The 20,549-nt window shown below is 71.9% G+C and carries 23 protein-coding genes; 14 read left to right on the plus strand and 9 right to left on the minus strand.

Annotated features, from left to right (window positions below):
* Positions 1–27 precede the first annotated feature (27 nt).
* A complete protein-coding gene (locus ACZ5WE_RS29020; RefSeq protein ID WP_399387375.1) occupies positions 28–711 on the plus strand; it encodes a DedA family protein in 684 nt (227 codons plus the stop codon).
* Positions 712–730: 19 nt separating this feature from the next.
* On the opposite strand, the gene ACZ5WE_RS29025 is transcribed toward ACZ5WE_RS29020, so the two are convergent.
* The gene (locus ACZ5WE_RS29025; RefSeq protein ID WP_467693329.1) at positions 731–1,261 is read right to left on the minus strand and encodes a gamma carbonic anhydrase family protein; all 531 of its coding nucleotides are present in this window, start codon (positions 1,259–1,261) and stop codon (positions 731–733) included.
* 133 nt (positions 1,262–1,394) lie between these two features.
* Here ACZ5WE_RS29025 and ACZ5WE_RS29030 point away from each other — a divergent pair, with 133 nt between their 5' ends.
* Complete coding sequence (locus ACZ5WE_RS29030; protein ID WP_367039596.1) at positions 1,395–2,132, plus strand: acyltransferase; 738 nt, start codon at positions 1,395–1,397, stop codon at positions 2,130–2,132.
* Positions 2,133–2,217: 85 nt separating this feature from the next.
* Here ACZ5WE_RS29030 and ACZ5WE_RS29035 read toward each other — a convergent pair whose 3' ends face one another.
* Positions 2,218–3,081, minus strand: coding sequence for an EamA family transporter (locus ACZ5WE_RS29035; RefSeq protein WP_467693330.1), 864 nt, complete (start codon positions 3,079–3,081; stop codon positions 2,218–2,220).
* A 94-nt stretch (positions 3,082–3,175) separates the two neighbouring features.
* Here ACZ5WE_RS29035 and ACZ5WE_RS29040 point away from each other — a divergent pair, with 94 nt between their 5' ends.
* Together ACZ5WE_RS29040 and ACZ5WE_RS29045 are read left to right on the plus strand one after the other, a co-directional pair.
* On the plus strand, positions 3,176–3,760 hold the full coding sequence (locus ACZ5WE_RS29040; protein WP_467693332.1) for an XRE family transcriptional regulator: 585 nt from the start codon (positions 3,176–3,178) through the stop codon (positions 3,758–3,760).
* A gap of 54 nt (positions 3,761–3,814) precedes the next feature.
* The gene (locus ACZ5WE_RS29045; protein WP_467693334.1) at positions 3,815–4,375 is read left to right on the plus strand and encodes a YbaK/EbsC family protein; all 561 of its coding nucleotides are present in this window, start codon (positions 3,815–3,817) and stop codon (positions 4,373–4,375) included.
* A gap of 23 nt (positions 4,376–4,398) precedes the next feature.
* Here the strand turns inward: ACZ5WE_RS29045 and ACZ5WE_RS29050 are convergent, their stop codons facing one another.
* The gene (locus ACZ5WE_RS29050) at positions 4,399–5,616 is read right to left on the minus strand and encodes a CaiB/BaiF CoA transferase family protein (protein ID WP_467693336.1); all 1,218 of its coding nucleotides are present in this window, start codon (positions 5,614–5,616) and stop codon (positions 4,399–4,401) included.
* A 769-nt stretch (positions 5,617–6,385) separates the two neighbouring features.
* Between ACZ5WE_RS29050 and ACZ5WE_RS29055 the strand changes: the two genes are divergently transcribed.
* Positions 6,386–7,153, plus strand: coding sequence for a GNAT family N-acetyltransferase (locus ACZ5WE_RS29055; RefSeq protein WP_467693607.1), 768 nt, complete (start codon positions 6,386–6,388; stop codon positions 7,151–7,153).
* Complete coding sequence (locus ACZ5WE_RS29060; RefSeq protein WP_467693337.1) at positions 7,150–7,941, plus strand: lysophospholipid acyltransferase family protein; 792 nt, start codon at positions 7,150–7,152, stop codon at positions 7,939–7,941. The genes ACZ5WE_RS29055 and ACZ5WE_RS29060 overlap by 4 nt, the downstream gene beginning before the upstream one ends.
* A 27-nt stretch (positions 7,942–7,968) precedes the next feature.
* On the opposite strand, the gene ACZ5WE_RS29065 is transcribed toward ACZ5WE_RS29060, so the two are convergent.
* Positions 7,969–8,916 carry an erythromycin esterase family protein gene (locus ACZ5WE_RS29065; protein ID WP_467693338.1) on the minus strand — a complete coding sequence of 316 codons (948 nt, stop codon included), beginning with the start codon at positions 8,914–8,916 and terminating at the stop codon, positions 7,969–7,971.
* A gap of 144 nt (positions 8,917–9,060) precedes the next feature.
* Here ACZ5WE_RS29065 and ACZ5WE_RS29070 point away from each other — a divergent pair, with 144 nt between their 5' ends.
* The 3 genes from ACZ5WE_RS29070 (at position 9,061) to ACZ5WE_RS29080 (ending at position 11,026) form a co-directional block, all read left to right on the plus strand.
* The gene (locus ACZ5WE_RS29070; protein ID WP_467693340.1) at positions 9,061–9,279 is read left to right on the plus strand and encodes a hypothetical protein; all 219 of its coding nucleotides are present in this window, start codon (positions 9,061–9,063) and stop codon (positions 9,277–9,279) included.
* Positions 9,280–9,462: 183 nt separating this feature from the next.
* Positions 9,463–10,221, plus strand: coding sequence for a hypothetical protein (locus ACZ5WE_RS29075; protein WP_467693341.1), 759 nt, complete (start codon positions 9,463–9,465; stop codon positions 10,219–10,221).
* A gap of 211 nt (positions 10,222–10,432) precedes the next feature.
* Positions 10,433–11,026, plus strand: coding sequence for a sigma-70 family RNA polymerase sigma factor (locus ACZ5WE_RS29080; RefSeq protein WP_467693342.1), 594 nt, complete (start codon positions 10,433–10,435; stop codon positions 11,024–11,026).
* A 55-nt stretch (positions 11,027–11,081) separates the two neighbouring features.
* On the opposite strand, the gene ACZ5WE_RS29085 is transcribed toward ACZ5WE_RS29080, so the two are convergent.
* Positions 11,082–11,960 carry a GbsR/MarR family transcriptional regulator gene (locus ACZ5WE_RS29085; RefSeq protein WP_467693344.1) on the minus strand — a complete coding sequence of 293 codons (879 nt, stop codon included), beginning with the start codon at positions 11,958–11,960 and terminating at the stop codon, positions 11,082–11,084.
* A gap of 196 nt (positions 11,961–12,156) precedes the next feature.
* Here ACZ5WE_RS29085 and ACZ5WE_RS29090 point away from each other — a divergent pair, with 196 nt between their 5' ends.
* Together ACZ5WE_RS29090 and ACZ5WE_RS29095 are read left to right on the plus strand one after the other, a co-directional pair.
* A complete protein-coding gene (locus ACZ5WE_RS29090; RefSeq protein ID WP_467693609.1) occupies positions 12,157–13,035 on the plus strand; it encodes an ABC transporter ATP-binding protein in 879 nt (292 codons plus the stop codon).
* Positions 13,032–13,880, plus strand: coding sequence for an ABC transporter permease (locus tag ACZ5WE_RS29095; RefSeq protein WP_467693345.1), 849 nt, complete (start codon positions 13,032–13,034; stop codon positions 13,878–13,880). Before ACZ5WE_RS29090 ends, ACZ5WE_RS29095 begins: the two co-directional genes overlap by 4 nt.
* A 46-nt stretch (positions 13,881–13,926) precedes the next feature.
* Here ACZ5WE_RS29095 and ACZ5WE_RS29100 read toward each other — a convergent pair whose 3' ends face one another.
* The 3 genes from ACZ5WE_RS29100 to ACZ5WE_RS29110 all read right to left on the minus strand — a co-directional run bounded on the left by ACZ5WE_RS29100 (position 13,927) and on the right by ACZ5WE_RS29110 (position 15,838).
* Positions 13,927–14,331, minus strand: coding sequence for a CoA-binding protein (locus ACZ5WE_RS29100; RefSeq protein ID WP_467693347.1), 405 nt, complete (start codon positions 14,329–14,331; stop codon positions 13,927–13,929).
* A gap of 81 nt (positions 14,332–14,412) precedes the next feature.
* Positions 14,413–14,988, minus strand: coding sequence for a TerD family protein (locus ACZ5WE_RS29105; protein WP_365822217.1), 576 nt, complete (start codon positions 14,986–14,988; stop codon positions 14,413–14,415).
* A gap of 193 nt (positions 14,989–15,181) precedes the next feature.
* Positions 15,182–15,838: a TetR/AcrR family transcriptional regulator gene (locus tag ACZ5WE_RS29110; protein ID WP_467693348.1), complete on the minus strand. Its 657-nt coding sequence runs from the start codon at positions 15,836–15,838 to the stop codon at positions 15,182–15,184.
* A gap of 155 nt (positions 15,839–15,993) precedes the next feature.
* Here ACZ5WE_RS29110 and ACZ5WE_RS29115 point away from each other — a divergent pair, with 155 nt between their 5' ends.
* On the plus strand, positions 15,994–17,442 hold the full coding sequence (locus tag ACZ5WE_RS29115; protein WP_467693349.1) for an APC family permease: 1,449 nt from the start codon (positions 15,994–15,996) through the stop codon (positions 17,440–17,442).
* Positions 17,439–19,088: an amidohydrolase gene (locus ACZ5WE_RS29120; RefSeq protein WP_467693351.1), complete on the plus strand. Its 1,650-nt coding sequence runs from the start codon at positions 17,439–17,441 to the stop codon at positions 19,086–19,088. Before ACZ5WE_RS29115 ends, ACZ5WE_RS29120 begins: the two co-directional genes overlap by 4 nt.
* On the opposite strand, the gene ACZ5WE_RS29125 is transcribed toward ACZ5WE_RS29120, so the two are convergent.
* Positions 19,063–19,743, minus strand: coding sequence for a 4'-phosphopantetheinyl transferase family protein (locus tag ACZ5WE_RS29125; RefSeq protein WP_467693611.1), 681 nt, complete (start codon positions 19,741–19,743; stop codon positions 19,063–19,065). The genes ACZ5WE_RS29120 and ACZ5WE_RS29125 overlap by 26 nt on opposite strands.
* Before the next feature lie 100 nt (positions 19,744–19,843).
* On the opposite strand from ACZ5WE_RS29125, the gene ACZ5WE_RS29130 reads away from it, so the two are divergent.
* Positions 19,844–20,470 (plus strand): YigZ family protein, encoded by a 627-nt coding sequence (locus tag ACZ5WE_RS29130; RefSeq protein ID WP_467693352.1) that lies wholly within the window; start codon positions 19,844–19,846, stop codon positions 20,468–20,470.
* Positions 20,471–20,549: the final 79 nt, after the last annotated feature.

Consider the following 20,549-nt stretch of genomic DNA (forward strand, 5'->3'; position numbering starts at 1 on the left):
CGCACACCAGCACAGGAGGAACCGGCCTTGCACGTCCAGGAATGGCTGGAGACCGTACCGGCCGTCAGTATCTACGCGCTGGTGGGCGTGGTCATCGGACTGGAGAGCCTGGGCATCCCGCTGCCGGGTGAGATCGTCCTCGTCTCCGCCGCGCTGCTCTCCTCGCAGCACGGCGAGCTCAACCCCGTCATCCTGGGGATCTGCGCCACCGCGGGCGCCATCATCGGCGACTCCATCGGGTACGCGATCGGACGCAAGGGCGGCCGGCCGCTCCTTGCCTGGCTCGAACGGAAGTTCCCCAAGCACTTCAGCGCCGCGAACGTCGGCAGCGCCGAGCAGTCGTTCCAGAAGTGGGGCATGTGGGCGGTCTTCTTCGGCCGCTTCGTCGCCCTGCTCCGGATCTTCGCGGGACCCCTCGCGGGCGTCCTGCGCATGCCGTACTGGAAGTTCCTCATCGCCAACGTCCTCGGCGGCATCGTCTGGGCGGGCGGCACCACCGCCGTCATCTACTACATCGGTGTCGTCGCCGAGGACTGGCTCAAGCGGTTCTCGTACTTCGGCCTCGCCATCGCCGTGCTGATCGGCGTCGGCTCCATGCTGCTCGTCAAGCGCCGCGCGAAGAAGTCGGCGGCGGCGCGCTCCGAGGCAGCGGCCGAAAACGATGCGCAGAAGGCGGCGGCCGAGCCCGTCCCCGTCCCGGCCGCCGACTGACGTCGTCCGCCGACTGACGTCACTTGGCGTGGGCGTCCCGGTGGGCCTTGGCCAGCTCCACGTACATCGTGCCGTTGAGGGTGATGCCCGCGCGCTCCTCGTCCGTGAGCGCGCGCCGCACCTTGGCGGGCACACCTGCGACGAGTGAGCCGGGCGGGACCACCATCCCCTGCGGTACGAGGGCCTGCGCCGCGACCAGCGAACCGGCGCCGATCACCGCGCCGTTGAGGACCGTCGCGCCCATGCCGATCAGGCAGTCGTCCTCGACGGTGCAGCCGTGCAGGACGGCGTTGTGGCCGACCGAGACCCGCTCGCCGATGGATATCGGGAAGCCCGGGTCGACGTGGAGGCTGCAGTTGTCCTGGATGTTGCTGTCGGCGCCGACGACGATCGGCCCGCAGTCCGCGCGGAGCACCGCCCCGTACCAGGCGCTCGCGCCCGCGTTCAGCGTCACCTCGCCGATGAGCACGGAGGTGGGCGCGGTGAAGGCGTCCTGATCGATCTTCGGGTCCTTGCCGCCGATCCCGGTGATGAGTGCCTCGTGGCTCATCGGATTTCTCCATTCGTACGTGTCTCGCGCCTGGCGGAACCGTACGGGACGGGGGCGGGCCCGCTGCCCTGTGGGGTGAAGATCACAGGGGTACGGGCTCACCGGGGCGCCCGGGGCTGAGTAACGTGAGCGCGTGCCGAAGAACAGGAACACGTTCTCATCCGGGGTCGCCGACTGGCGGCGCCGCGCGACCCAGCGCGCCGTCCACGCGGGCTGGGCCTGGGTGCAGCGGACGGGGGCCGTCACCGCGCAGCGGCCGGGGCGGCTGCGGTTCGGCGCGATCGGACAGGGCACGAAGCTGTCCTTCCCGCAGGGGACCGTCTTCGGCGAGCCGTGGATCCGCATCGGCGACCACTGCATCATCGGCGAGCAGGTCACCCTCACCGCCGGGATGATGCCCGACCTGGACCTCGGGCCCGACCCGATCCTGCGCATCGGCAACGGCGTCGTGCTCGGCCGCGGCAGCCACGTCATCGCCGACACCACCGTGACGATCGGCGACGACTGCTACTTCGGGCCCACGGTGTACGTGACGTCCACGAACCACTCGTACGACGATCCGCAGGTGCCCATCGGCAAACAGTGGCCGCGCATGGAGCCCGTCGAGATCGGGCCAGGCTGCTGGATCGGCACGAACGCGGTGATCCTGCCGGGGGCGAGGCTGGGGCGCAATGTCGTGGTCGCCGCGGGTGCGGTTGTCAGGGGTGACGTCCCTGACCACGCGGTGGTCGCGGGAGCCCCCGCTCGTGTCGTGCGGACGTGGGACCCCGAGGCCGGGTGGCAGCCGCCCTTGCGGACGCCTGCGCCTGTGCCTATTCCTGACGGGGTCACGCCGGAACAGCTGCTTGCTCTGGGGGAGTTGGAGGGGTAGTTCGCTGTCTTCCTCGGCTGCGGGTGCGTCGTGGCTTGTCGCGCAGTTCCCCGCGCCCCTTTGGGGCGCTCAGCCGGGGCGTTGCTCAGCTCGCCAGCAACACCGTGCCCACCAAGGCCAGCCCCGCTCCCGCCGCCTGCACCCCCCGCAGCCGTTCCTTCAGCACCGCCCGTGCGGCGAGCGCGGTGATCACCGGGTAGGTCGAGGAGAGCACCGCGGCCAGGGTGACGGGGCCGTTCTGGGCGGCTATCGAGTACGTGCCGTTGGCCGCTACGTCGGCCAGGCCGACGAAGGCGAGCGCCGGGAGCGCCGCCCAGAGCAGGCCCAAGCCCGTGCCCTCGGGGAGTGCGGCGCCGCCCCGCCTCACGGAGACGAACAGCGCCGCCCCGCCCGCGGCCACGTTCGTCACGCGCTGCACGAACAGGGCGAGGAACAGACCGGTCAGGTTGCTCGACGCCTCGGAGATGAGGGCGAGGACCGCCCCGAATCCGAAGGCCGCGAGCAGGGTGAGCAGCACCGCCTGCCGCTGCACGGGGGCGCCGCGCAGTTCGGGGCCGCCCGCGAGCACGATGCCCACGATGGCGACAGTGAGCCCGGCGAACTGCGGAACCCCCGGCCGCTCGCCCAGGAAGAGACCCACCGCCACCGGCACGACGACGCCCACGGAGGCGAGCGGCGAGACGACGCTCATCGGGCCGATGGCCAGGGCCTTGTAGAAGGCGAGCATCGCCACCGGGCCGAGCAGGCCCGCCGCCACCGCGAACCACAGCTGCGGTCCCCACTCCGTCCAGCCGCCCGTGGCGACCACGATCACGCCGAGGACGATCACGGCGATGGTCTGCGAGGCGACGACGACGGTGAGCGCGGGGAGGCGTCGCGTCAGCAGTCCGCCGCCGAAGTCGGCCAACCCGTACATCAGGCTGGTGGCCAGAGCGAACAGTGCTGTCATCGAAGATCCTCGCAGTACAGTGTGGTGAACCTTTAGGTGCACCACACCGTAGTTCAATATCCTGAACTCTGTCATCCAAAATAATGGACGGAATGTGTCGGATCTCGATCAGCTCACCCAGTCCCTCGCCCGCAACCTCAAGCGCTGGCGCTCGGAACGGGGCTTCACGCTCGACGCGCTCGCGGCCCGCGCGGGCGTCAGCCGCGGCATGATCATCCAGATCGAGCAGGCCAGGACCAACCCGAGCGTCGGCATAACGGTCAAGCTGGCCGACGCCCTCGGTGTCAGCATCACCACGCTCCTCGACTACGAACAGGGTTCCCACGTCCGGCTCGTGCCGCCGGAGCAGGCGGTGCGGATGTGGTCCACGGAGGCGGGCAGCAGCACGACGCTGCTCGTCGGGACCGAGGCGCGCGGCCCCTTCGAGCTGTGGGCGTGGAAGCTGATGCCCGGCGAGGGCAGCGACTCGGACCCGCACCCGCCCGGGACCATGGAGCTGCTGCACGTGGCCGCCGGCGAACTGACGCTCTTGGTGGACGGCGTGGAGCATCTCGTGCCCGCCGGGTCGGCCGCGTCGTTCGAGGCGAACGTGGGGCACGGCTATCACAACAAGGGTGCCGGGCCGGTCGAGATGACCATGTCGGTGTCGGTGCCCCCGGCGCACGCCTCGTCGTACTGACTCCTGCCGACTCCTGGCCGACCGACCCCTGCCCGAGCCTGTTAGCGTGCGGCCATGCGTGCACCCATGGGAGATTTCGACGACGTCCGCCCCGCGCCCGAGGCCATCGACCTCCTGGTCGCGCCGGTCGCCGAAGCCGTGCGCGGATGGAACGGGACCGAGCTCGCCGAGCAGGTACTCCACGTCGACACCGACCCGCGGTGGGCCGACACCGCCACCTTCGTGGAGCACTACGGCCGGGACATCCTGGAGCAGTCCGCGAACTGCGTCGTCGTCGCGGGCAAGCGCGGCGGCGAGGCCTCGCTCGCCGCGTGCCTGGTCCTGTCCACCACCCGCGTCGATGTGAACGGCGCCGTGCGCCGCCAACTCGGCGCCCGCAAGGCCTCGTTCGCCCCGATGGACACGGCGACCGGCGAGACCGGCATGGAGTACGGCGGCATCACGCCGATCGGCCTGCCCGCCGACTGGCCGCTGCTCGTGGACGCCGCCGTCGTCGATCTGCCGTACGTCCTGATCGGCAGCGGCAGCCGCCGGGGCAAGCTCATCGTGCCGGGCAAGGCGTTCGCCGAGCTGCCCAACGCGGTCGTACTCGAAGGGCTCGGCGTCGCCGCCTGACGCGGGCGGGACTCACGCGCCGTTCACCGGCAGACGCCCGCCGCGCGCAGCCGGGCGATATCGTCCGGGCCGCGCCCCAGCTCCCCCAGGATCCGGTCGGTGTGCTCGCCGGCGGCCGGCACCGGATCCATGCGTGGCGCGACGCCGCTCAGATTCGCGGGCGGCACCAGCGCCTGAACGGGGGCCGGGCCGCCCGGAATCGCGACCTCCCGCCAGCGGTCGCGCTCGGTGAGCGCCGGGTGGTCGAGGAACTCGGCGACCGAATTGACGCCCGCGTTGGCGATGTTGGCGCGGTCGAGCAGCTCCATCGCCTCGTCGCTGCCGAGTTCGGCGAAGCGCGCGGAGATGATCGCGTCGAGTTCGTCGCGGTGCGCGACGCGATCGGAACCGGTGGTGAACCTCGGGTCGTCGGTCAACTCGGGCCGCCCGACGACCTGCTCGCACAGAGCCGCCCACTCGCGCTCGTTCTGCACGGACAGCAGGACGTCCTTGCCGTCGGACGCGGTGAACGGGCCGTAGGGCGCGACCGTCGCGTGCCGGGCGCCGACGCGGGGCGGCTGGGTGCCGCCGTATCGCGTGTAGTAGGCGGGCTGGCTCATCCACTCGGCGAGCGCGTCGAAGAGCGAGACCTCGACGGCGGGTGCGCGCCCGGTGGTCGCCCGGGTGAAGAGCGCGGAGAGGACGCCGCTGTAGGCGTACATGCCGCCCGCGATGTCCGCGACCGAGATCCCCGCCCGCACCGCCTCGTCCGGCGTGCCGGTCAGCGAGAGCAGCCCGGTCTGGCACTGCACCAGCAGGTCGTACGCCTTCCGGCCCGCCCAGGAGCCGCTCGTGCCGTATCCACTGACGGTGCAGGGGATCAACGAGGGGTAGCGCGACTGGAGTTCGTCCGGGCCGAGGCCGAGGCGGCCGGCGGCGCCGGGGGCGAGGTTCTGCACGAACACGTCGGTGCCCGCGAGGAGTTCGTGCAGGATCGCCACGCCCTCATCGGACTTGAGGTCCAGGGTGAGGGACTCCTTGGAGCGGTTGAGCCAGACGAAGTAGCTGGCCTGGCCGTGCACCGTGGTGTCGTAGCGGCGGGCGAAGTCGCCGCCGCCGGGGCGCTCGACCTTGATCACGCGGGCGCCGAGGTCGGCCAGCTGGCGGGTCGCGAAGGGAGCGGCGACGGCCTGCTCCAGGCTGACGACGGTGATGCCCTCCAGAGGGAGGTGACCGGCCGGTTGGTGGTGCGTCGTCGCCATGACTGCCTTTCGTTCGCGGGTGCTGCCTGAGTCTGCACGGTCACACAGGAACCACGCCTTCCGTTCAATCTCCCTCGCCGATGACCGCCTTGGACACGAGTCGGTCGTCGGCGAAGCAGAGACGGTAGCCGTCCCCCGACATGAAGCGCGTGCTGTAGTACGCGCAGCCCTGGCCGCGCGGCGTCGCGGGCGCACCGTCCGGGTGGCCCGTCCCTGGTGAGCCTCGGCAGCCGGGACTCCACTGCCTCGCGCGGCTCCCCGGCCGTCGGACCGCGTACGCCTGACGATCGCCAAGAGCCTCACGGCGGGGGCCGTCGTATGCGCCGTCGGGCTCGTGCTCGCGGCGCTCGGGACCGTGGCGGGCGCGGCGGCCATGGAGGAGTCGACCTCCGACTTCGGGCAGGTGGCGGGTCGGGTGTTCGCGATCGCCGTTCACCTGATGCTCATGAGTGTCCTGACCATCGGCCTCGCAGCCATCGTGCGCAGTTCAGCCGGGGCTATCACCGTGCTGTTCGTGCTGCTGCTCATCGTGCCGACGATCCTCCCATCGATTCCCCTCGACTTCCTCACGAACCTGGCGCAGTTCCTGCCTCAGGCGGCGGGCACGCAGTTCCTCACCGGCGAGGCAGACCTCTACGGCCCCGCCACCGGGCTGCTGCTCCTGGCGGCCTGGACGGCAGCCTCCCTGATCCCGGCCACGGTGATCCTCCGGCGCCGAGACGCCCGAGCCCCCCATGGCCGAACTCCCCGAACGGAGACCGGACCTGTCATGCCCTCGACATCCGCCACCCCCTTGACGCCCTCTGCTCCCCCCGTCCCCACCGCGTACGTCACCTCCATCGCCGACTCCGAGGAGCAGATCCGGGCCGCCCAGCGGCTGCGGTACCGCGTCTTCGGCGAGGAGATGGGCGCCACGCTCCACACCTCCCTGCCCGGCCACGACATGGACGCCTACGACGACCTCGCGGACCATCTGATCGTCACCGACACCGCCACCGGCGAGGTCGTCGGGACCTACCGTCTGCTCCCGCCGGGGCGGGCTGGGCGGTCCTATTCCGACAGCGAGTTCGACCTGCGCGCGCTCGAAGGGCTGCGGTCCTCCACGATCGAGGCGGGCCGCTCCTGCGTGCACCCCGACCACCGCTCCGGCGCGGTGATCAACCTGATGTGGTCGGCGCTCGCCCGCTACGTCCTGCTCTCCGGTCACCGCTACCTGGCGGGCTGTGCCTCGGTGCCGCTGGCCGACGGTGGCAAGGCGGCGTCCAGCGCCTGGTTGATCGGCACCTCCAAGCACGCGTCGCCGCCCGGGCTCCGGGTGCATCCCCGACGCCCCTGGGTGCCCACCGCGCCGACGGTGGAGCGGCCCTCCTACGCCGACCTGCCGCCGCTGCTGAGGGGGTACCTGCGCCTCGGTGCGTGGATGTGCGGGGCGCCCACGCACGACCCCGAGTTCGATGTCGCCGACTTCTTCGTCCTCCTCGACATGGACCGGCTCGACGACCGCTACCGCCGCTACTTCCTGGGGCAGACGCCATGAGCCCCGCGGCAGCCCCGGCGGCGCTGTGCACCCCGGCCTGCGTCACACGCTCGGCGCCGGAGGTGCCACCGGCCGAGATGGCACGCCGGTACGCCGTGTTGGCGTACGGGATCGGCATCGGCGTCGCCCAGGGCGAGCGGCTCGCCGAACCCCGCGCGCTGCGGGCGCGAGCCCGCGGGATCCTGAGTGCGCTCGGCGTACGGCTCGAGGCGGAGCCGGAGAGGCTGACGGTCACCGGTTCCCGCCCCGGCACCCTGATCGTCGCCAACCACATCTCCTGGCTCGACGTCGTCAGCCTTCTCGCCGTCGAGCCCGTGACCGTCCTCGCCAAACGGGAGGTGGGCCAGTGGCCGGTCATCGGCGCGCTCGCCCGGCGGGCCGGGACCCAGTTCATCGACCGCGACGGGATGCGCCAACTGCCCCACGTGGTCGCCGAGGTGGCGTCGACCCTGCGCTCGGGCCGTTCCGTCCTCGTCTTCCCGCAGGCCACGACCTGGTGCTCCGTCGCCGGCGGCCGCTTCCGGCGGGCCACGTTCCAGGCGGCGGCCGACGCGGGCGCTCCCGTGCGCCCGGTGACCATCCGCTACTTCCGGCACGGCACGCGCAGCACCACGGCGGCCTTCCTGGGCGATGAGACCTTCGGCGCCTCGCTGCACCGCGTGGCCCGCGCCCGGGGCCTGACCGTACGGGTCACCCCCCACGCCCCGCTGCGCGGCTCCGACCGACGAGCGCTGGCGGCGCAGGCCCAAGCGGCCATCGGGGCCCATGAGCTGCCCGCTCATGTCTGACACGTCCGAGCCGCGGCGCGGTGGTCCTCAGGAACCGCCGAGAGCCCTGGCCGGTGTCACCTCGCGGACATGCACCACGGCGTCGAACCACTCCGCGAGTGAGTTACCGGACAGATGGTGGTCCGCGTCCTCGCGGGCGTCGTAGAACGGGCCGACGATGCGGGTCTTGACGGGGGCGCCGAGCCAGGCGTCGAGGGGCCCGCGGCGCGGCGCGCGCAGGTTGAGGAAGTACGCGGGCAGGTCCGTCGCGCCGAGCACCGCTTCGGCGAAATCCGCGGGCGGTACGGGGTAGTCCGTGCCGTGGTGGAAGGTCAGCCCGACGGAGGCGTAGCCGGTGCCGAGGCGCTCGCGCAGGTGGCCGCCCGCGTTGCGGTGTGTCTGGGGAAAGGGGGACGCGACCGTACGGGGGGCGCCGACGGCCGTGTGCGCGATCCCGCCCCAGTACACGGTCTTCTGCCGGGTGCGCTCGTGCCAGCGGATCGCGTCGTCGGCGACGTCCCGCTCGATCTGAGCGAGACCGGCGGTGGGCGGCGTCGACTGCGAGGGCAGCGAGGCCAGTTGGACGGGGTCGTGCGGGTTGCGTTCATTGTGGGAGCGCAGCCAGCGCAGTACGGCGAGGATCTCACCGGTCCGCAGGAAGGGGCGGGCCTGCGAGAGCAGGGCTTGCGGGTCGCCCGTCCCGGTCAGGACGTACGCGTCGAGGCCGAGCCGCGTCGGATCGTCCCCTTCGAGGACGAGCGAACGGAACCCCCGCTCCTCGACCAGGAATCGCAGCATCCGGTGCTGGACGACGGACAGTTCATGAGTGGCGCGGGACCCCACGCCGAGCGCGACGATCTCGGCGCCCGCCACCGCGTCCGCCAGCGGGCGCAGATCGTCCAACCCGGCGTGCGGATCAAGGGCGTTGATGGGGCGGGCGTGCTGGAGCAGCCAGGTGGCTGCCGCTTCGGTGGTTGCTTGTGATGTCCGGTTCATGGGCCCAGGCTCGTACCTGAAGCTTGGTTGAGGTCAAGTGTGCCGTGCGGCACGGGAACTCGGGCTCCTGCGCGGCCGACTCCTGAACAGACGCGGGCGGGACGGTCCCGCGCCGCCGCGTTCACGACTGTCAGGAGAACGGCGATGGGCGATCGCCCCCAACTGCCCCTGCTCTGCGGGTTCCTCGTGCTGCTCGCGGTGATCTTCGCGGTGTCCTACGCCGTGGGGGCGGCCGTCGGACCGGTCGCGCCGGGGACGCAGCGGACCGGGACCGGGACCGGGACTGACAAGGGCCCCGACGGTGGCGGTGGGGCCCATGGTGGCGATGGCATGGGAGACATGCACTCCGGCGGCGGTCGATGAGCCGGTCCGCGCCCCCGGAGCAGCCGCGTGGATGTCCTCCCCCCAGGGGTCGGGGCGCAGGGCCTTCCCGTTCCCGTGGGTTGATGTGCCGTGGCTCACATGACCGGTGCGGGTGAGCGGTCGGGGGTGATTTCGCGTACCCCTCCGTGAACGGAGTGGCGCGAATGCAAGGATGGCCCCGCCATGACTGCTGGGTGGTGTTCTCGCGCGGTACGGGCTGCGGTGTTCGCGGCCGCCTGTGTGCTGCTCGCTGCCCTGGGGCACGTCATGATGTCGGGGACCCCGCTGCCCTGGTGGACGCTGGGCGCCGGGGCCGTCGGAGTCGGCGGTACGGCGTGGCTGCTTGCCGGGCGCGAGCGGGGGCTGCCCCTGGTCGTCTCCCTTGCGGTGGCCGCGCAGGCCGCGCTGCACTCGGGGTTCTCCCTGGCCCAGGCCGCCGCGCAGCCCTCCGGCGGAGCGCCGCTCGTGGGGCGGTGGGTGCGGCACATGCTCTGCGCCGCGCCGATGGGTGCCGCCTCCGCGGGGGACATGGGGAGGGGGCAGGGGTCGGCCATGTCGGCGCCGATGCCCGATGCGGGCACGACGCCCATGCCCGCCATGCCCGCGTCCTCCATGGGCTCCGCCATGGAGCACATGGATCACATGGGCGGCGGCCACGACATGAGTGGCATGTCGCCGACCGGCATGCTCGCCGCGCACCTTCTGGCCGCGCTTGTCTGCGGCCTCTGGCTGGCGCACGGCGAACGCGCGGCCTTCCGTGTCGCGCGTGCCTTCGCCGGATGGCTCATCTCCCCGCTGCGGGTGCCGCTCGCGCTGCCCACACCCGCCCACCGGCCCCGCGTCCGGCCCCATCGCCACCGTTCGACGGGCCGGCCGCGGCAGTTGCTCCTCGTGCACGCCATCACCTCTCGGGGCCCGCCCGCCGGGACCGCTGTCGCCTGACAGCTGGTTCCCCGACGCCGTTCCCGCGCGCCACGTCGCGCCGCCGTACGGCTCGGGCATCGGTCGTACGCACTCGCGCGCGGCCGTACCCCCCTCACCGGACCCGCCGGACTCACGTACGCGCGTAGGCATGTACGCACGTAGGCACCTACGTACTCAGCCACGCATGGACGGCGCGTCCCGGGTCCCGGACTCCCGAGAAGGACACCAGGTGATCATTCCTGCCCTGCCCAGCTCACCCGACGAGTCGATAACGGCCTGGGCGCTCGCCGCCCGCGCCGGTGACCCCGAAGCGGTCGAGCATTTCGTACGCGCCCTGCACCGGGACGTCCGCCGGTACGTGACGTACCTCGGCGGCGACCCGCAGGCCGCCGACGACCTGACGCAGGACACGTTCCTGCGAGCCCTCGGCAGCCTGCACCGTTTCGAAGGGCGCTCGTCCGCCCGTACGTGGCTGTTGTCCATCGCCCGGCGCGCGGTGATCGACAGCCTGCGGTACGCCGCCGCCCGGCCCCGCCTCTGCGACACGGACGACTGGCAGTCCGCCGCGGAGCGGGCCCAGCCGAGGGGCCTGCCCGGCTTCGACGACGGCGTGGTCCTCGCCGACCTCCTCGCGACGCTGCCCGACGAACGACGTGAGGCTTTCGTCCTCACCCAGCTCCTCGGGCTGCCCTACGCGGAGGCCGCGCTGCTCACCGGTTGTCCGGTGGGCACGGTCCGCTCACGCGTGGCGCGGGCCCGCGTCTCGCTGATGGAACGACTGCGGGACGCCGAGAGCCCCGCGCTGGCGGGCGCCGCGGCCTGACACGCCGCACGGCCGCCCGGCTGTCATGCCGGGCGGCCGACTCGACGTCGGGAGCTCAGGTACCGCCGGCGCCAGGCTGTCCCAGGGCCTGGACCTGCGCCGGTGTGAGGCGGTCCGGATCGGCCTGGCGCAGGGCTTCGGTCACTCGGGCCGGTGGCCAGCCCAGCGCGGCGGCCAGGTGGTCGGCCGGGAGAGGTGCGGCCGCGTGCCGCAGCGCGGCCAGCACGGTCAGCGCGTCGTCGGCGGCTGCGGAGCCGCCGCTCATGTCGTCGCTGAGGGTCTCGAAGAACCGGCCCATGTGGGCGAGCCGGGCCCCCGCGGGCGTCGCCGAGTCGAGGACGTCGACTCCTCGCTGTGCGGTCCGTGCCCACATCGCGTGCTGCTGCGCGCTCGTCAGCCACGCCCGGAGCCAGACGTCGTCGTCGATGACGTACCGCTCGCGACGGTGACCGGGCTGCCGCTCGCGGCGGATCACCCCGAGGCCTTCCAGATAGCCGACGGCAAGGGACACCGACGCGGGGCTGACCCGCAGCCGCTGGACCAGGTCCGCGGCGGTGAGACTGCCGGAGTCGTCGGTGATCAGGCGCGTGAGCACCCGCGCGGCCATGCGGGGCACCCCGGCCTCGACCATGAGCGCCGCGAGCCGCTCGGCGACATCGCGTACGGCATCGGGGTCGCGTCCGTACGCGTCGGGAGGCGTGGCCGGATCGCGGCGCGGGATCCGCCCGCGCCTGCGGGCCCGTCGCCCGGCGGTGAGGTGGGCGTGGTCGACGCGGTACCGCTCGGCCCCGCCGTTGCGGGCCACCTCACGACTGATGGTCGATGTCGGCCTGTCGATGCGCCGGGCGATCTCGGCGTACCCGAGCCCCTCGGCGAGGCCCGCGCCGATGTGCCGGCGGTCCTGGTGGGTCAGCCTGCCTCCCGGCACGAGCATCGGCCTCCTTGCGTTCATCGGCAAGTCCATTGCAATGAATCCCCGTAACCCCTTACGAGGAGCGCGTATTCGCCCAGTAATTCATTGAAGGCATATTGAACGCAACGTAGCTTCGCCGGTATCTGCACGGATACGGGGAGGAGTTGACGTGACGACGACGAGCGAGGACGTGGTGCTCGATGTCGAGGGGCTGCGCATGCGCTACGGCACGGCCGACGTGCTGCGCGATGTGACGTTCCGGGCGCGGCACGGCGAAGTGCTCGCCCTGCTCGGGCCGAACGGGGCGGGCAAGACCACCACCATCGAGATCCTGGAAGGATTCCGCATGCGCTCGGCGGGCCGGGTCCGGGTGCTCGGAACGGACCCGGCGCTCGGCAGCGAGGCATGGCGTGCGCGTATCGGGGTCGTTCTGCAGTCCTGGCGCGACCACGGCAAGTGGCGGGTGGGTGAGCTCCTCGCGCACCTGGGGACGTACTACGCGCCCTACTCCACCGGCACGGTCAGGCGGCCCTGGGACACCGATGAACTCATGGCGGCGGTTGGCCTGACCGCGCACGCGGGCAAGAAGACCAAGACGTTGTCCGGCGGACAGCGGCGCAGGCTGGACGTGGCGATCGGCATCGTCGGCCGCCCTGAACTGCTGTTCCTGGACGAGCCCACAGCGGGTTTCGACCCGGAGGCCCGGCAGGAGTTCCACGCGCTCGTCCACCGACTCGCCGACGATCACGCGACCACGATCCTGCTCACGACGCACGACCTGCACGAGGCGGCCGAGCTCGCCGACCGCATGATGATCCTCACCGGGGGACGCGTCATCGCCGACGGTTCGGCGGGGGATCTGGCGCGGCGGATCGCGGGGGAGGACGAGGTGCGCTGGACGCGCGACGGGCGGCACTTCGTGAAGGCGACGCCGGAATCGACCGCGTTCGTCCGCGAGCTGTTCCGCGTACACGGCGACGCCGTGGGCCAACTGGAGGTCCGCAGAGCCTCGTTGGAGGACACCTACCTCGCGCTGGTGCGGGGAGTACCGCAGCCGAGTGGGGTGCGCGGGACCGCGAAGGCGGTGGCCCGGTGAACGCGACCAGCGTGTCGGTCCGCGCGGGCTGGGCCCGTGGCCTGATCGAACTGCGGCAGTCGTTCACCAACGGCGGGGACGTGCTCTCCCACCTGATCTGGCCCCTGCTGATGCTGACCGTCATGTTCCTCATGCGGGACACGGCGTTCGGCACAAGCGGACTCCTGCTCGGCACCCACGCCCTGCCGAGCATCCTCGGCATGAACGCGGCGATGGGCATGGTCAGCATGAGCCAGGCGCTCACCGCCGAGCGCGAGGACGGCACCCTGCTGCGCGCCAAGGCCACGCCGAACGGCATGCCGGGCTACCTCATCGGCAAGGTCGTCTCCGTGGCCGGCGGCCTGCTCGCCGACCTCGCGATCCTGCTGATTCCCGGCATCCTGATCATCGAGGGCCTCGTGATCGGCGGCCCCGACTCCTGGCTCACGCTGAGCTGGGTGCTCGTCCTCGGCATGGTCGCGACGCTGCCCATCGGCGCGGTCCTCGGCTCGGTGTTCACCAGCGCGCGCAGCCAAGGCCTGATCCAGCTGCCCGTCCTGGGCATGATCGCGATCTCCGGCATCTTCTACCCGGTCACCGCCATGCCGGACTGGCTGCAATGGGTCGCTCAGGCGTTCCCCATCTACTGGCTGGGCCTCGGCATGCGCTCGGCCCTGCTGCCGGACAGCGCGGCCGGCATCGAGATCGCCGGCTCCTGGCGACACTGGGAGACGGCCGGAGTGCTGGGGACCTGGGCCGTGCTCGGTCTCCTGGTGGCCCCGATCGTGCTGCGCCGGATGGCACGCAGGGAGTCGGGCTCCAGCGTGGCGGAGCGCCGGGAGAGGGCGCTGCGGCGGGTGGGTTGAGGTAGGCGCCCCGAGCCCCGTCAGGGGCGCGGGGAACCGCGGAGCGCTAGAGCATCGGGAGTTCAATCGCCGGGCAGCGGTCCATCACCATCTCCAGGCCCCCGGCCCGAACCCGCTCGTACGCCGCCTCGTCGATGACCCCCAGTTGGAACCAGACCGCCTGGGCGCCGATCGCGACGGCTTCCTCCGCGGCCTGGCCGGCGAGGGCGCTGTTGAGGAAGACATCGACGACATCGACCTTGAAGGGCACGGCGGAGAGGGACGGGTAGCCCCTCTCGCCGTGCACCGTCTCGGCCTTCGGGTGGATCGGGACGACGCGCTTTCCGTACCGCTGCAGGACGCCCGCGACCCCGTACGCCGCTCGCTCCTCGTTCGTGGACAGGCCCACGACCGCCCAGGTGTCCCCGAGCTCCGTCAGGATCTTGCGCACTGTCGCCGGATCGCCGTACACGTCCCGCTCCTTCTGTCGCCGATGGTCGGTTGACTGCGCGATGACGCACACATCAGACGTGTACGTCGTCAGTCGCGTGCGTCAGACGTTCACGCCGAAGTCCGACGCGATGCCGCGCAGCCCACTGGCATAACCCTGGCCGACCGCCCGGAATTTCCACTCCGTGCCGTGGCGGTAGAGCTCGCCGAAGACCATGGCGGTCTCGGTCGAGGCGTCCTCGGAGAGGTCGTAGCGTGCGATCTCCACGTTGTCGGCCTGGTTGACCACGCGGATGAAGGCGTTGCGGACCTGGCCGAAGCTCTGGCCGCGGTTCTCGGCGTCGTGGATGGACACCGGGAAGACGATCTTCGTGATCTCGGCGGGCACCTGCGCGAGGTTCACCTTCACCGCCTCGTCGTCGCCCTCGCCCTCACCGGTGAGGTTGTCGCCGGTGTGCTCGACCGAACCGTCGGGGCTCTTCAGCTGGTTGTAGAAGATGAAGTGCTGGTCGGAGACGACCTTCCCCGAGTCGTCGCAGAGCAGTGCGCTGGCGTCCAGGTCGTAGTCCGTGCCGGTGGTCGTGCGGACGTCCCAGCCCAGGCCGACCAGGACGGCGGTGAGGCCGGGGGCCTCCTTGCTGAGCGAGACGTTGCCGCCCTTGGCCAGGGAAACTCCCACGATGTCCTCCTGAAGTCCTGAGGTGAAGTGCGTACCGGCCTTGGTCAGGGCCGGCAGGTAAAAACTACAGCACTGTAGAAGTATCCGGAGTGCCGCGTCTCGGTACCGCGTCCCGTTACGATGTGGCGCTCCTCGACGGGCCGTCAAGACAGCCGTCCCGACAGCTTTCAGGGACGGGCGGTGCGACGGACGCTCACCCGGTGGCCTGCTCCCCGCGGAATTGGGCGAGTTGCGCCACCAGGCCGCGGACCAGCGCGTCGAGCCCCGACGCGAAGGCGTCCTCGGCACGCCCCGCCTTGTTGCCGCCGACGGCGCTCTCCAGCGCCGCCGCCAGGACGGGCACCCGTGGCGCGTGCCCGGCCGGGTCGATCATCAGCGGCGGTGCCACGAGGTCGAGCGCCGAGCCGATGAGGAAGGACTCCACGCTGGTCATCGCCGCGACCAGCCGCTCCTGCGGCCAGCCGCCACGGGCCAGTGCCGCCACGACCGCCTCGTACATGGTGAGCGTGGCCGGCGAGCTGATGGTCGTGGTGGCGAGCAGCTCGATGGAGTGCGGATGCCCGGCGAAGGCGTCGCGGTACGAACGGGCCCACGCGGCAAGGGCGTCGGGCCACGGCAACGTGTCGAATGCGGAGACGTCCATCTCCTCGACGATCAGACGCCGTACGCCCTCGATGATCTCGGCGCGGCCGTCCAGATGGTTGTAGAGCGACGCGGTCTTCACGCCGAGCCGCGCGGCCAGGCGGGGCAGGCTGAACGCGCCGGCCCCCTCGGCGTCGATCAGCGCGAGGGCCTCTCGCGCTATCAACTCCGCGCTGAGCACCGGTATGCGCGGTCTCCCTCTGCCCATGGCCTGGCAACTCCCGTCTCTGGGTGGGGCCTTCCCGTGGACGGGGTCTTCACAGCCGCCCGTGTGCAGAGTACGGTCCTGCCCAGCTCGGACTAAAGGCTTTAGTTTTACGGACGTGCCCACCCGGCCCCCGCCCGACTCCTTGGAGTGCCCGCGTGACCGCACCCACCTCCCACGCCGCCGAAAGTCTGAGCGGCGGTGCCGTCGGCACGGGCGACCTCGTCTTCTTCGTCGTGGCCGCCGCCGCGCCGCTGACCGTGATGGCCGGGGTGGCCCCGCTCGCGATCGGGATGGCGGGTCGGGCGGCGCCCCTCGGCTACCTGATATCGGGGCTGCTGCTCATCGTCTTCGCGGCCGGGTTCACCGCGATGAGCCGCTTCGTCCGCAACGCGGGCGCCTTCTACGCCTACATCGGCCGCGGGCTCGGACGCCCGGCGGGAGCGGGGTCGGCGTACGTCGCGCTCTTCTCGTACAACGCCATCGAGGCCGGACTCCTGGTCGCTTTCGGATGGTTCACCGAGTCAGGGTTCGAGGATCTGACCGGGGTCCGCGTTGCCTGGTGGATCTGGTCCCTCGCCGGGCTCGTCGCGATCGGTGTCCTCGGCTATCTGAAGGTCACGCTCAGTGCCAAGGTCCTCTGCGTCGCCCTCGTCCTCGAAGTTCTCGTACTCCTGGTCTTCGAGGCCGGGTTGATCGCGCACGGCGGCGGGCCGCAGGGCCTCGACCTCGGCACGCTCTCGCCGCAACACCTGGGCGGGGAGGGGGTGGGCGGCATGTTCGTGCTGGCTGTCGGTGCCTTCGTCGGTTTCGAGGCGACCGCCATCTACGCGGAGGAGGCGCGGGAACCGGAGCGCGCGGTGCCGCGGGCCACCTACATCGCCGTGGCGTTCCTCGCGCTCTTCTACACCGTCACGGTGTGGACGATCATCAACGCGTACGGACCCGGCCGCGCCCAGGCCGTCGCCAACGGGGAGGGCGGCGCCGACATGGTCTTCACGGCCACCGAACGGTTCGCGGGCGCCTGGGCAGCCGACTCCATGCAGGTGCTGATCATCACCAGCGCCTTCGCCGCGACACTCGCCTTCTACAACGGCGCCGCCCGCTACTTCTACGCCCTGGGCCGCGAAGGGCTGTTGCCGCGCCGCCTGGGCACCGTGTCCCCCAAGACGCGGGCCCCCGCCACGGCGGTCGTGGCGCAGTCGGCCATCGCGCTGGCCGTGGTCGTCGTGACCCTGGTCAGCGGCGCCGATCCGTACACCGTCACCTTCCTGTGGAGCAACGGCTCCGGCATCCTCGGCGTGATGCTGATGCAGGCGCTCGCCGCGCTCGCGGTGTACGGCTTCTTCCGGCGCGATCGCAGGGGCATGCCCGCCTGGCGGGTGGTCGCGGCCCCGCTGGTCGCCTGCGTGGGCCTGGCGGTACTGATCGCCCTGGTGTGCGCCAACCTCGATCTCCTCACGGGGGCTTCGGGCGGCGTCAACGCGGCGCTCATCGCGCCGCTGCCGGTGCTGTTCGTGGCGGGAGCGGCACTGGCCCTGCGGATGCGGCGGCGCGCGCCGCGGGCATACGAACGGCTGACGACAGTGGACGCGGAGAGCGTGTGACTCAGGAGCGGAACAACATGGCGGACGAGACGTTGACGCGGGTCTTCCTGGGGCGGGTGCGCACCGGGAGCGACCGCCACGCGGACACCACGGCACTCGCCGTGCGCGACGGACGTGTCATCGCGCTCGGGGACCGGGCCCGCGGGCTCGCGGAAGTGGCGGACGAGATCGTCGAGTTGGGGGACGGGATGCTCATGTCCGCCTTCGGCGACGGCCATGCCCACCCCCTCTTCGGAGGTCTGGAGAGCTTCGGCCCGCAGATCAAGGACCTCACCTCGGTCGACGCGATCGTCGCGGAGGTCGGCCGGTGGGCCGCAGCGCATCCGGACGCGGAGTGGATCGTCGGCGCGTCCTACGACCCCGCTCTCGCGCCCGACGGCGAGTTCGACGCCCGGTGGCTCGACGCGTCCGTCGCCGAACGGCCCGTCGTACTGCGGGCGTACGACTACCACACGGTGTGGTGCAACTCGGAGGCGCTGCGCCGGGCCGGCGTGCGGGACTCGACGCCGGACCCGCGCCTCGGCTGGATCGTCCGGCGCCCCGACGGCACGCCCATGGGCACCCTGCGCGAGTGGCACGCCTGCGACCTCGTGCTCGACCAGGTGCCCGCACGCGAGGAGGCCGAACTGGTCGAAGCGGTGCGCCGCGCGAGCCGGGCGTACGCGCGAGCGGGCATCACCTGGGTGCAGGACGCCTGGGTCGAGCCGGAGATGGTGGACGCCTATCTCGCGGCGGCCCGGCACGACGCGCTGAGCGTCCGCGTCGACCTGGCCCAGCGCGCCGACCCCGACCACTGGCGCGACCAGCGCAGTCAGTTCGACGTGGCGCGGGTGCGTGTGGCCGCCGAGGGCGGCCCGCTGCTGTCCGCGCGCACGGTGAAGTACTTCAGCGACGGCGTGATCGAGGGCGGTACGGCCGCTCTGCTCGACCCCTATCTGGACGCGCCGCACAGCTGCGGCATGCCCGTGTGGGAGCCGCGCGCGCTCGCCGAAGCGGTGTGCGCCTTCGACGCCGACGGCTTTCAGACGCACATCCACGCCATCGGTGACGCGGGCGTGCGGGCCGCGCTCGACGCGGTGGAGGCAGCGATCCGCGCCAATCCGGCCTGGGACCGGCGGCCCGTGGTCACCCATGTCCAGCTCGTCGACCCGGCCGACCTGCCGCGCTTCGCCGCACTCGGCGTCATCGCCAACTTCGAGCCCTTGTGGGCGCAGCCCGACCCGCTGCAGACCGAGCTTTCGATGCCGCGGATCGGCGCCGAACGGTCCGACCGGCAGTATCCGATGGGGGAGTTGGCGCGCGGCGGGGCGCGACTCTCCTTCGGCAGCGACTGGCCCGTCAGCTCGTACGAGCCCCTTGAGGGCATCCAGGTCGCCGTCACTCGGCGCACGTTCGACGGGTCGCCGGAGGATGCCTTGACCCCGCACCAACGCCTCACCGTGGAGCAGGCGCTCGCCGCCGCCACCAGTGGCGCTGCCCATCAGGCGGGCGCGGACGACCGCGTCGCGCTCGTGCCCGGCACGCCCGCGGACCTGGTGGTGCTCTCCGCCGATCCGCGCACCGCGGACCCGATGGCCATCCGCCATGTGCGGGTGCTCGGCACCTGGCTGGGCGGGAACCCTACCTACCGGGCGGGGCAGGAGTGAGGGGCAGGACGATCGCGGTGACCGCTATGCCGTCACGTATCAGCCAGTTGCCCTCGAAGCCTGTCAGCTCGCGCCCCGCCACCGTCGGCCCGGGGACGAGGAGCGCCGCGGTGAACGTGCCGTCCGGGTACAGATCCACCCGCGCCTCCTCGAAGCCGAGCCAGCGGCCCGTGAGCGGGAACCACGTCTTGTAGACGGACTCCTTGGCGCTGAAGAGCAGCCGGTCCCACGGGACGTCCGGATGCCGGATGCCGAGATCGGTGAGGGCCGCACGCTCCGTCTCGTCCGAGACCAGCTTCAGGACATCGGTGTCGGCGAGCGGAGCGGCCGGCTCCGCGTCGATGCCGACGGAGGCGACCGCCGAGGCGCGGGCCACGACGGCCGCGCGGTATCCCGCGCAGTGCGTCATGCTGCCGACGATGCCGTCGGGCCAGCGCGGCGCACCCTTGGGTCCGGGCATTATCGGTGCGGACGGCACGCCGAGCCCGGCCAGGGCGGTGCGGGCGCACTGCCGGACCGTGGCGAACTCGCGGCGCCGCTTGTCCACGGCCCGCGCCACGACCTCCGCCTCCTCGGGGAAGAGGAAGGGGTCGGCCGGGTCCTCGCGGGTCTCCACGGCGGTGACGGGTGCCGCGGCGAGCAGCGACCCCAACACGTCGGTGTCACCGGGTACTTGGCGTAGGCGATTCGAGGGCGACGTCACAACGGATCACCGTACCGGGGCCGCTCCCCGAGCGGGGGCCTAGGCTGGCGGAATGCACGACGAGTACCGCACAGTGGCCCGCGAGGCCGTGCACGAGACCGAGATCAACCGCTCGCGCTTCCTGTGCGCCCTCGCGCCCGCCGCCACGGAGGATGAGGCGCAGGACTTCGTCGCGCGCATCCGCAAGGAGCACCCGTCCGCTTCGCACAACTGCTTCGCGTACGTCATCGGGGCGGACGCCGGGGTGCAGAAGGCGAGCGACGACGGGGAGCCCGGCGGCACCGCCGGTGTGCCGATGCTCCAGATGCTGCTGCGCCGTGACATGCGGTACGTCGTCGCCGTCGTGACCCGCTACTACGGCGGGGTGAAGCTCGGTGCCGGCGGTCTGATCAGGGCCTACGGAGGAGCGGTCGGCGAGGCGCTCGACGCGGTCGGCACGCTGACCCGCAGGCGGTTCAGGCTCGCCACCGTCACGGTCGACCACCAGCGCGCCGGCAAGATCCAGAACGATCTGCGATCGGCGGGGCGCGAGGTGCGTGACGTGCGGTACGGGGACGCGGTGACCATCGGGATCGGCCTTCCCGACGCCGACGTCGAGGCTTTCACGGCCTGGCTGGCGGACGCGACCGCGGGCAGCGCGGTGTTCGAGCTCGGGGGAGAGGCGTACGGGGACGTCTGACGCCGGGCGGGGCGTGTGGGCGGGGGCCTGTGGCGTCGGGCGGGCGCCCGAGCCCAGGCGTGGATGCGTGCGAATGGGT

Source organism: Streptomyces sp. NPDC033180, assembly GCF_055577645.1.

Bases quoted from the DNA above. Each gene is read 5' to 3' on its own strand.
- ACZ5WE_RS29025 (WP_467693329.1), bottom strand. From the start codon at position 1,261: ATGAGCCACGAGGCACTCATCACCGGGATCGGCGGCAAGGACCCGAAG.
- ACZ5WE_RS29035 (WP_467693330.1), bottom strand. From the start codon at position 3,081: ATGACAGCACTGTTCGCTCTGGCCACCAGCCTGATGTACGGGTTGGCC.
- ACZ5WE_RS29045 (WP_467693334.1), top strand. From the start codon at position 3,815: ATGCGTGCACCCATGGGAGATTTCGACGACGTCCGCCCCGCGCCCGAG.
- ACZ5WE_RS29050 (WP_467693336.1), bottom strand. From the start codon at position 5,616: ATGGCGACGACGCACCACCAACCGGCCGGTCACCTCCCTCTGGAGGGC.
- ACZ5WE_RS29055 (WP_467693607.1), top strand. From the start codon at position 6,386: ATGCCCTCGACATCCGCCACCCCCTTGACGCCCTCTGCTCCCCCCGTC.
- ACZ5WE_RS29060 (WP_467693337.1), top strand. From the start codon at position 7,150: ATGAGCCCCGCGGCAGCCCCGGCGGCGCTGTGCACCCCGGCCTGCGTC.
- ACZ5WE_RS29065 (WP_467693338.1), bottom strand. From the start codon at position 8,916: ATGAACCGGACATCACAAGCAACCACCGAAGCGGCAGCCACCTGGCTG.
- ACZ5WE_RS29070 (WP_467693340.1), top strand. From the start codon at position 9,061: ATGGGCGATCGCCCCCAACTGCCCCTGCTCTGCGGGTTCCTCGTGCTG.
- ACZ5WE_RS29075 (WP_467693341.1), top strand. From the start codon at position 9,463: ATGACTGCTGGGTGGTGTTCTCGCGCGGTACGGGCTGCGGTGTTCGCG.
- ACZ5WE_RS29085 (WP_467693344.1), bottom strand. From the start codon at position 11,960: ATGCTCGTGCCGGGAGGCAGGCTGACCCACCAGGACCGCCGGCACATC.
- ACZ5WE_RS29090 (WP_467693609.1), top strand. From the start codon at position 12,157: ATGCGCTACGGCACGGCCGACGTGCTGCGCGATGTGACGTTCCGGGCG.
- ACZ5WE_RS29110 (WP_467693348.1), bottom strand. From the start codon at position 15,838: ATGGGCAGAGGGAGACCGCGCATACCGGTGCTCAGCGCGGAGTTGATA.
- ACZ5WE_RS29130 (WP_467693352.1), top strand. From the start codon at position 19,844: ATGCACGACGAGTACCGCACAGTGGCCCGCGAGGCCGTGCACGAGACC.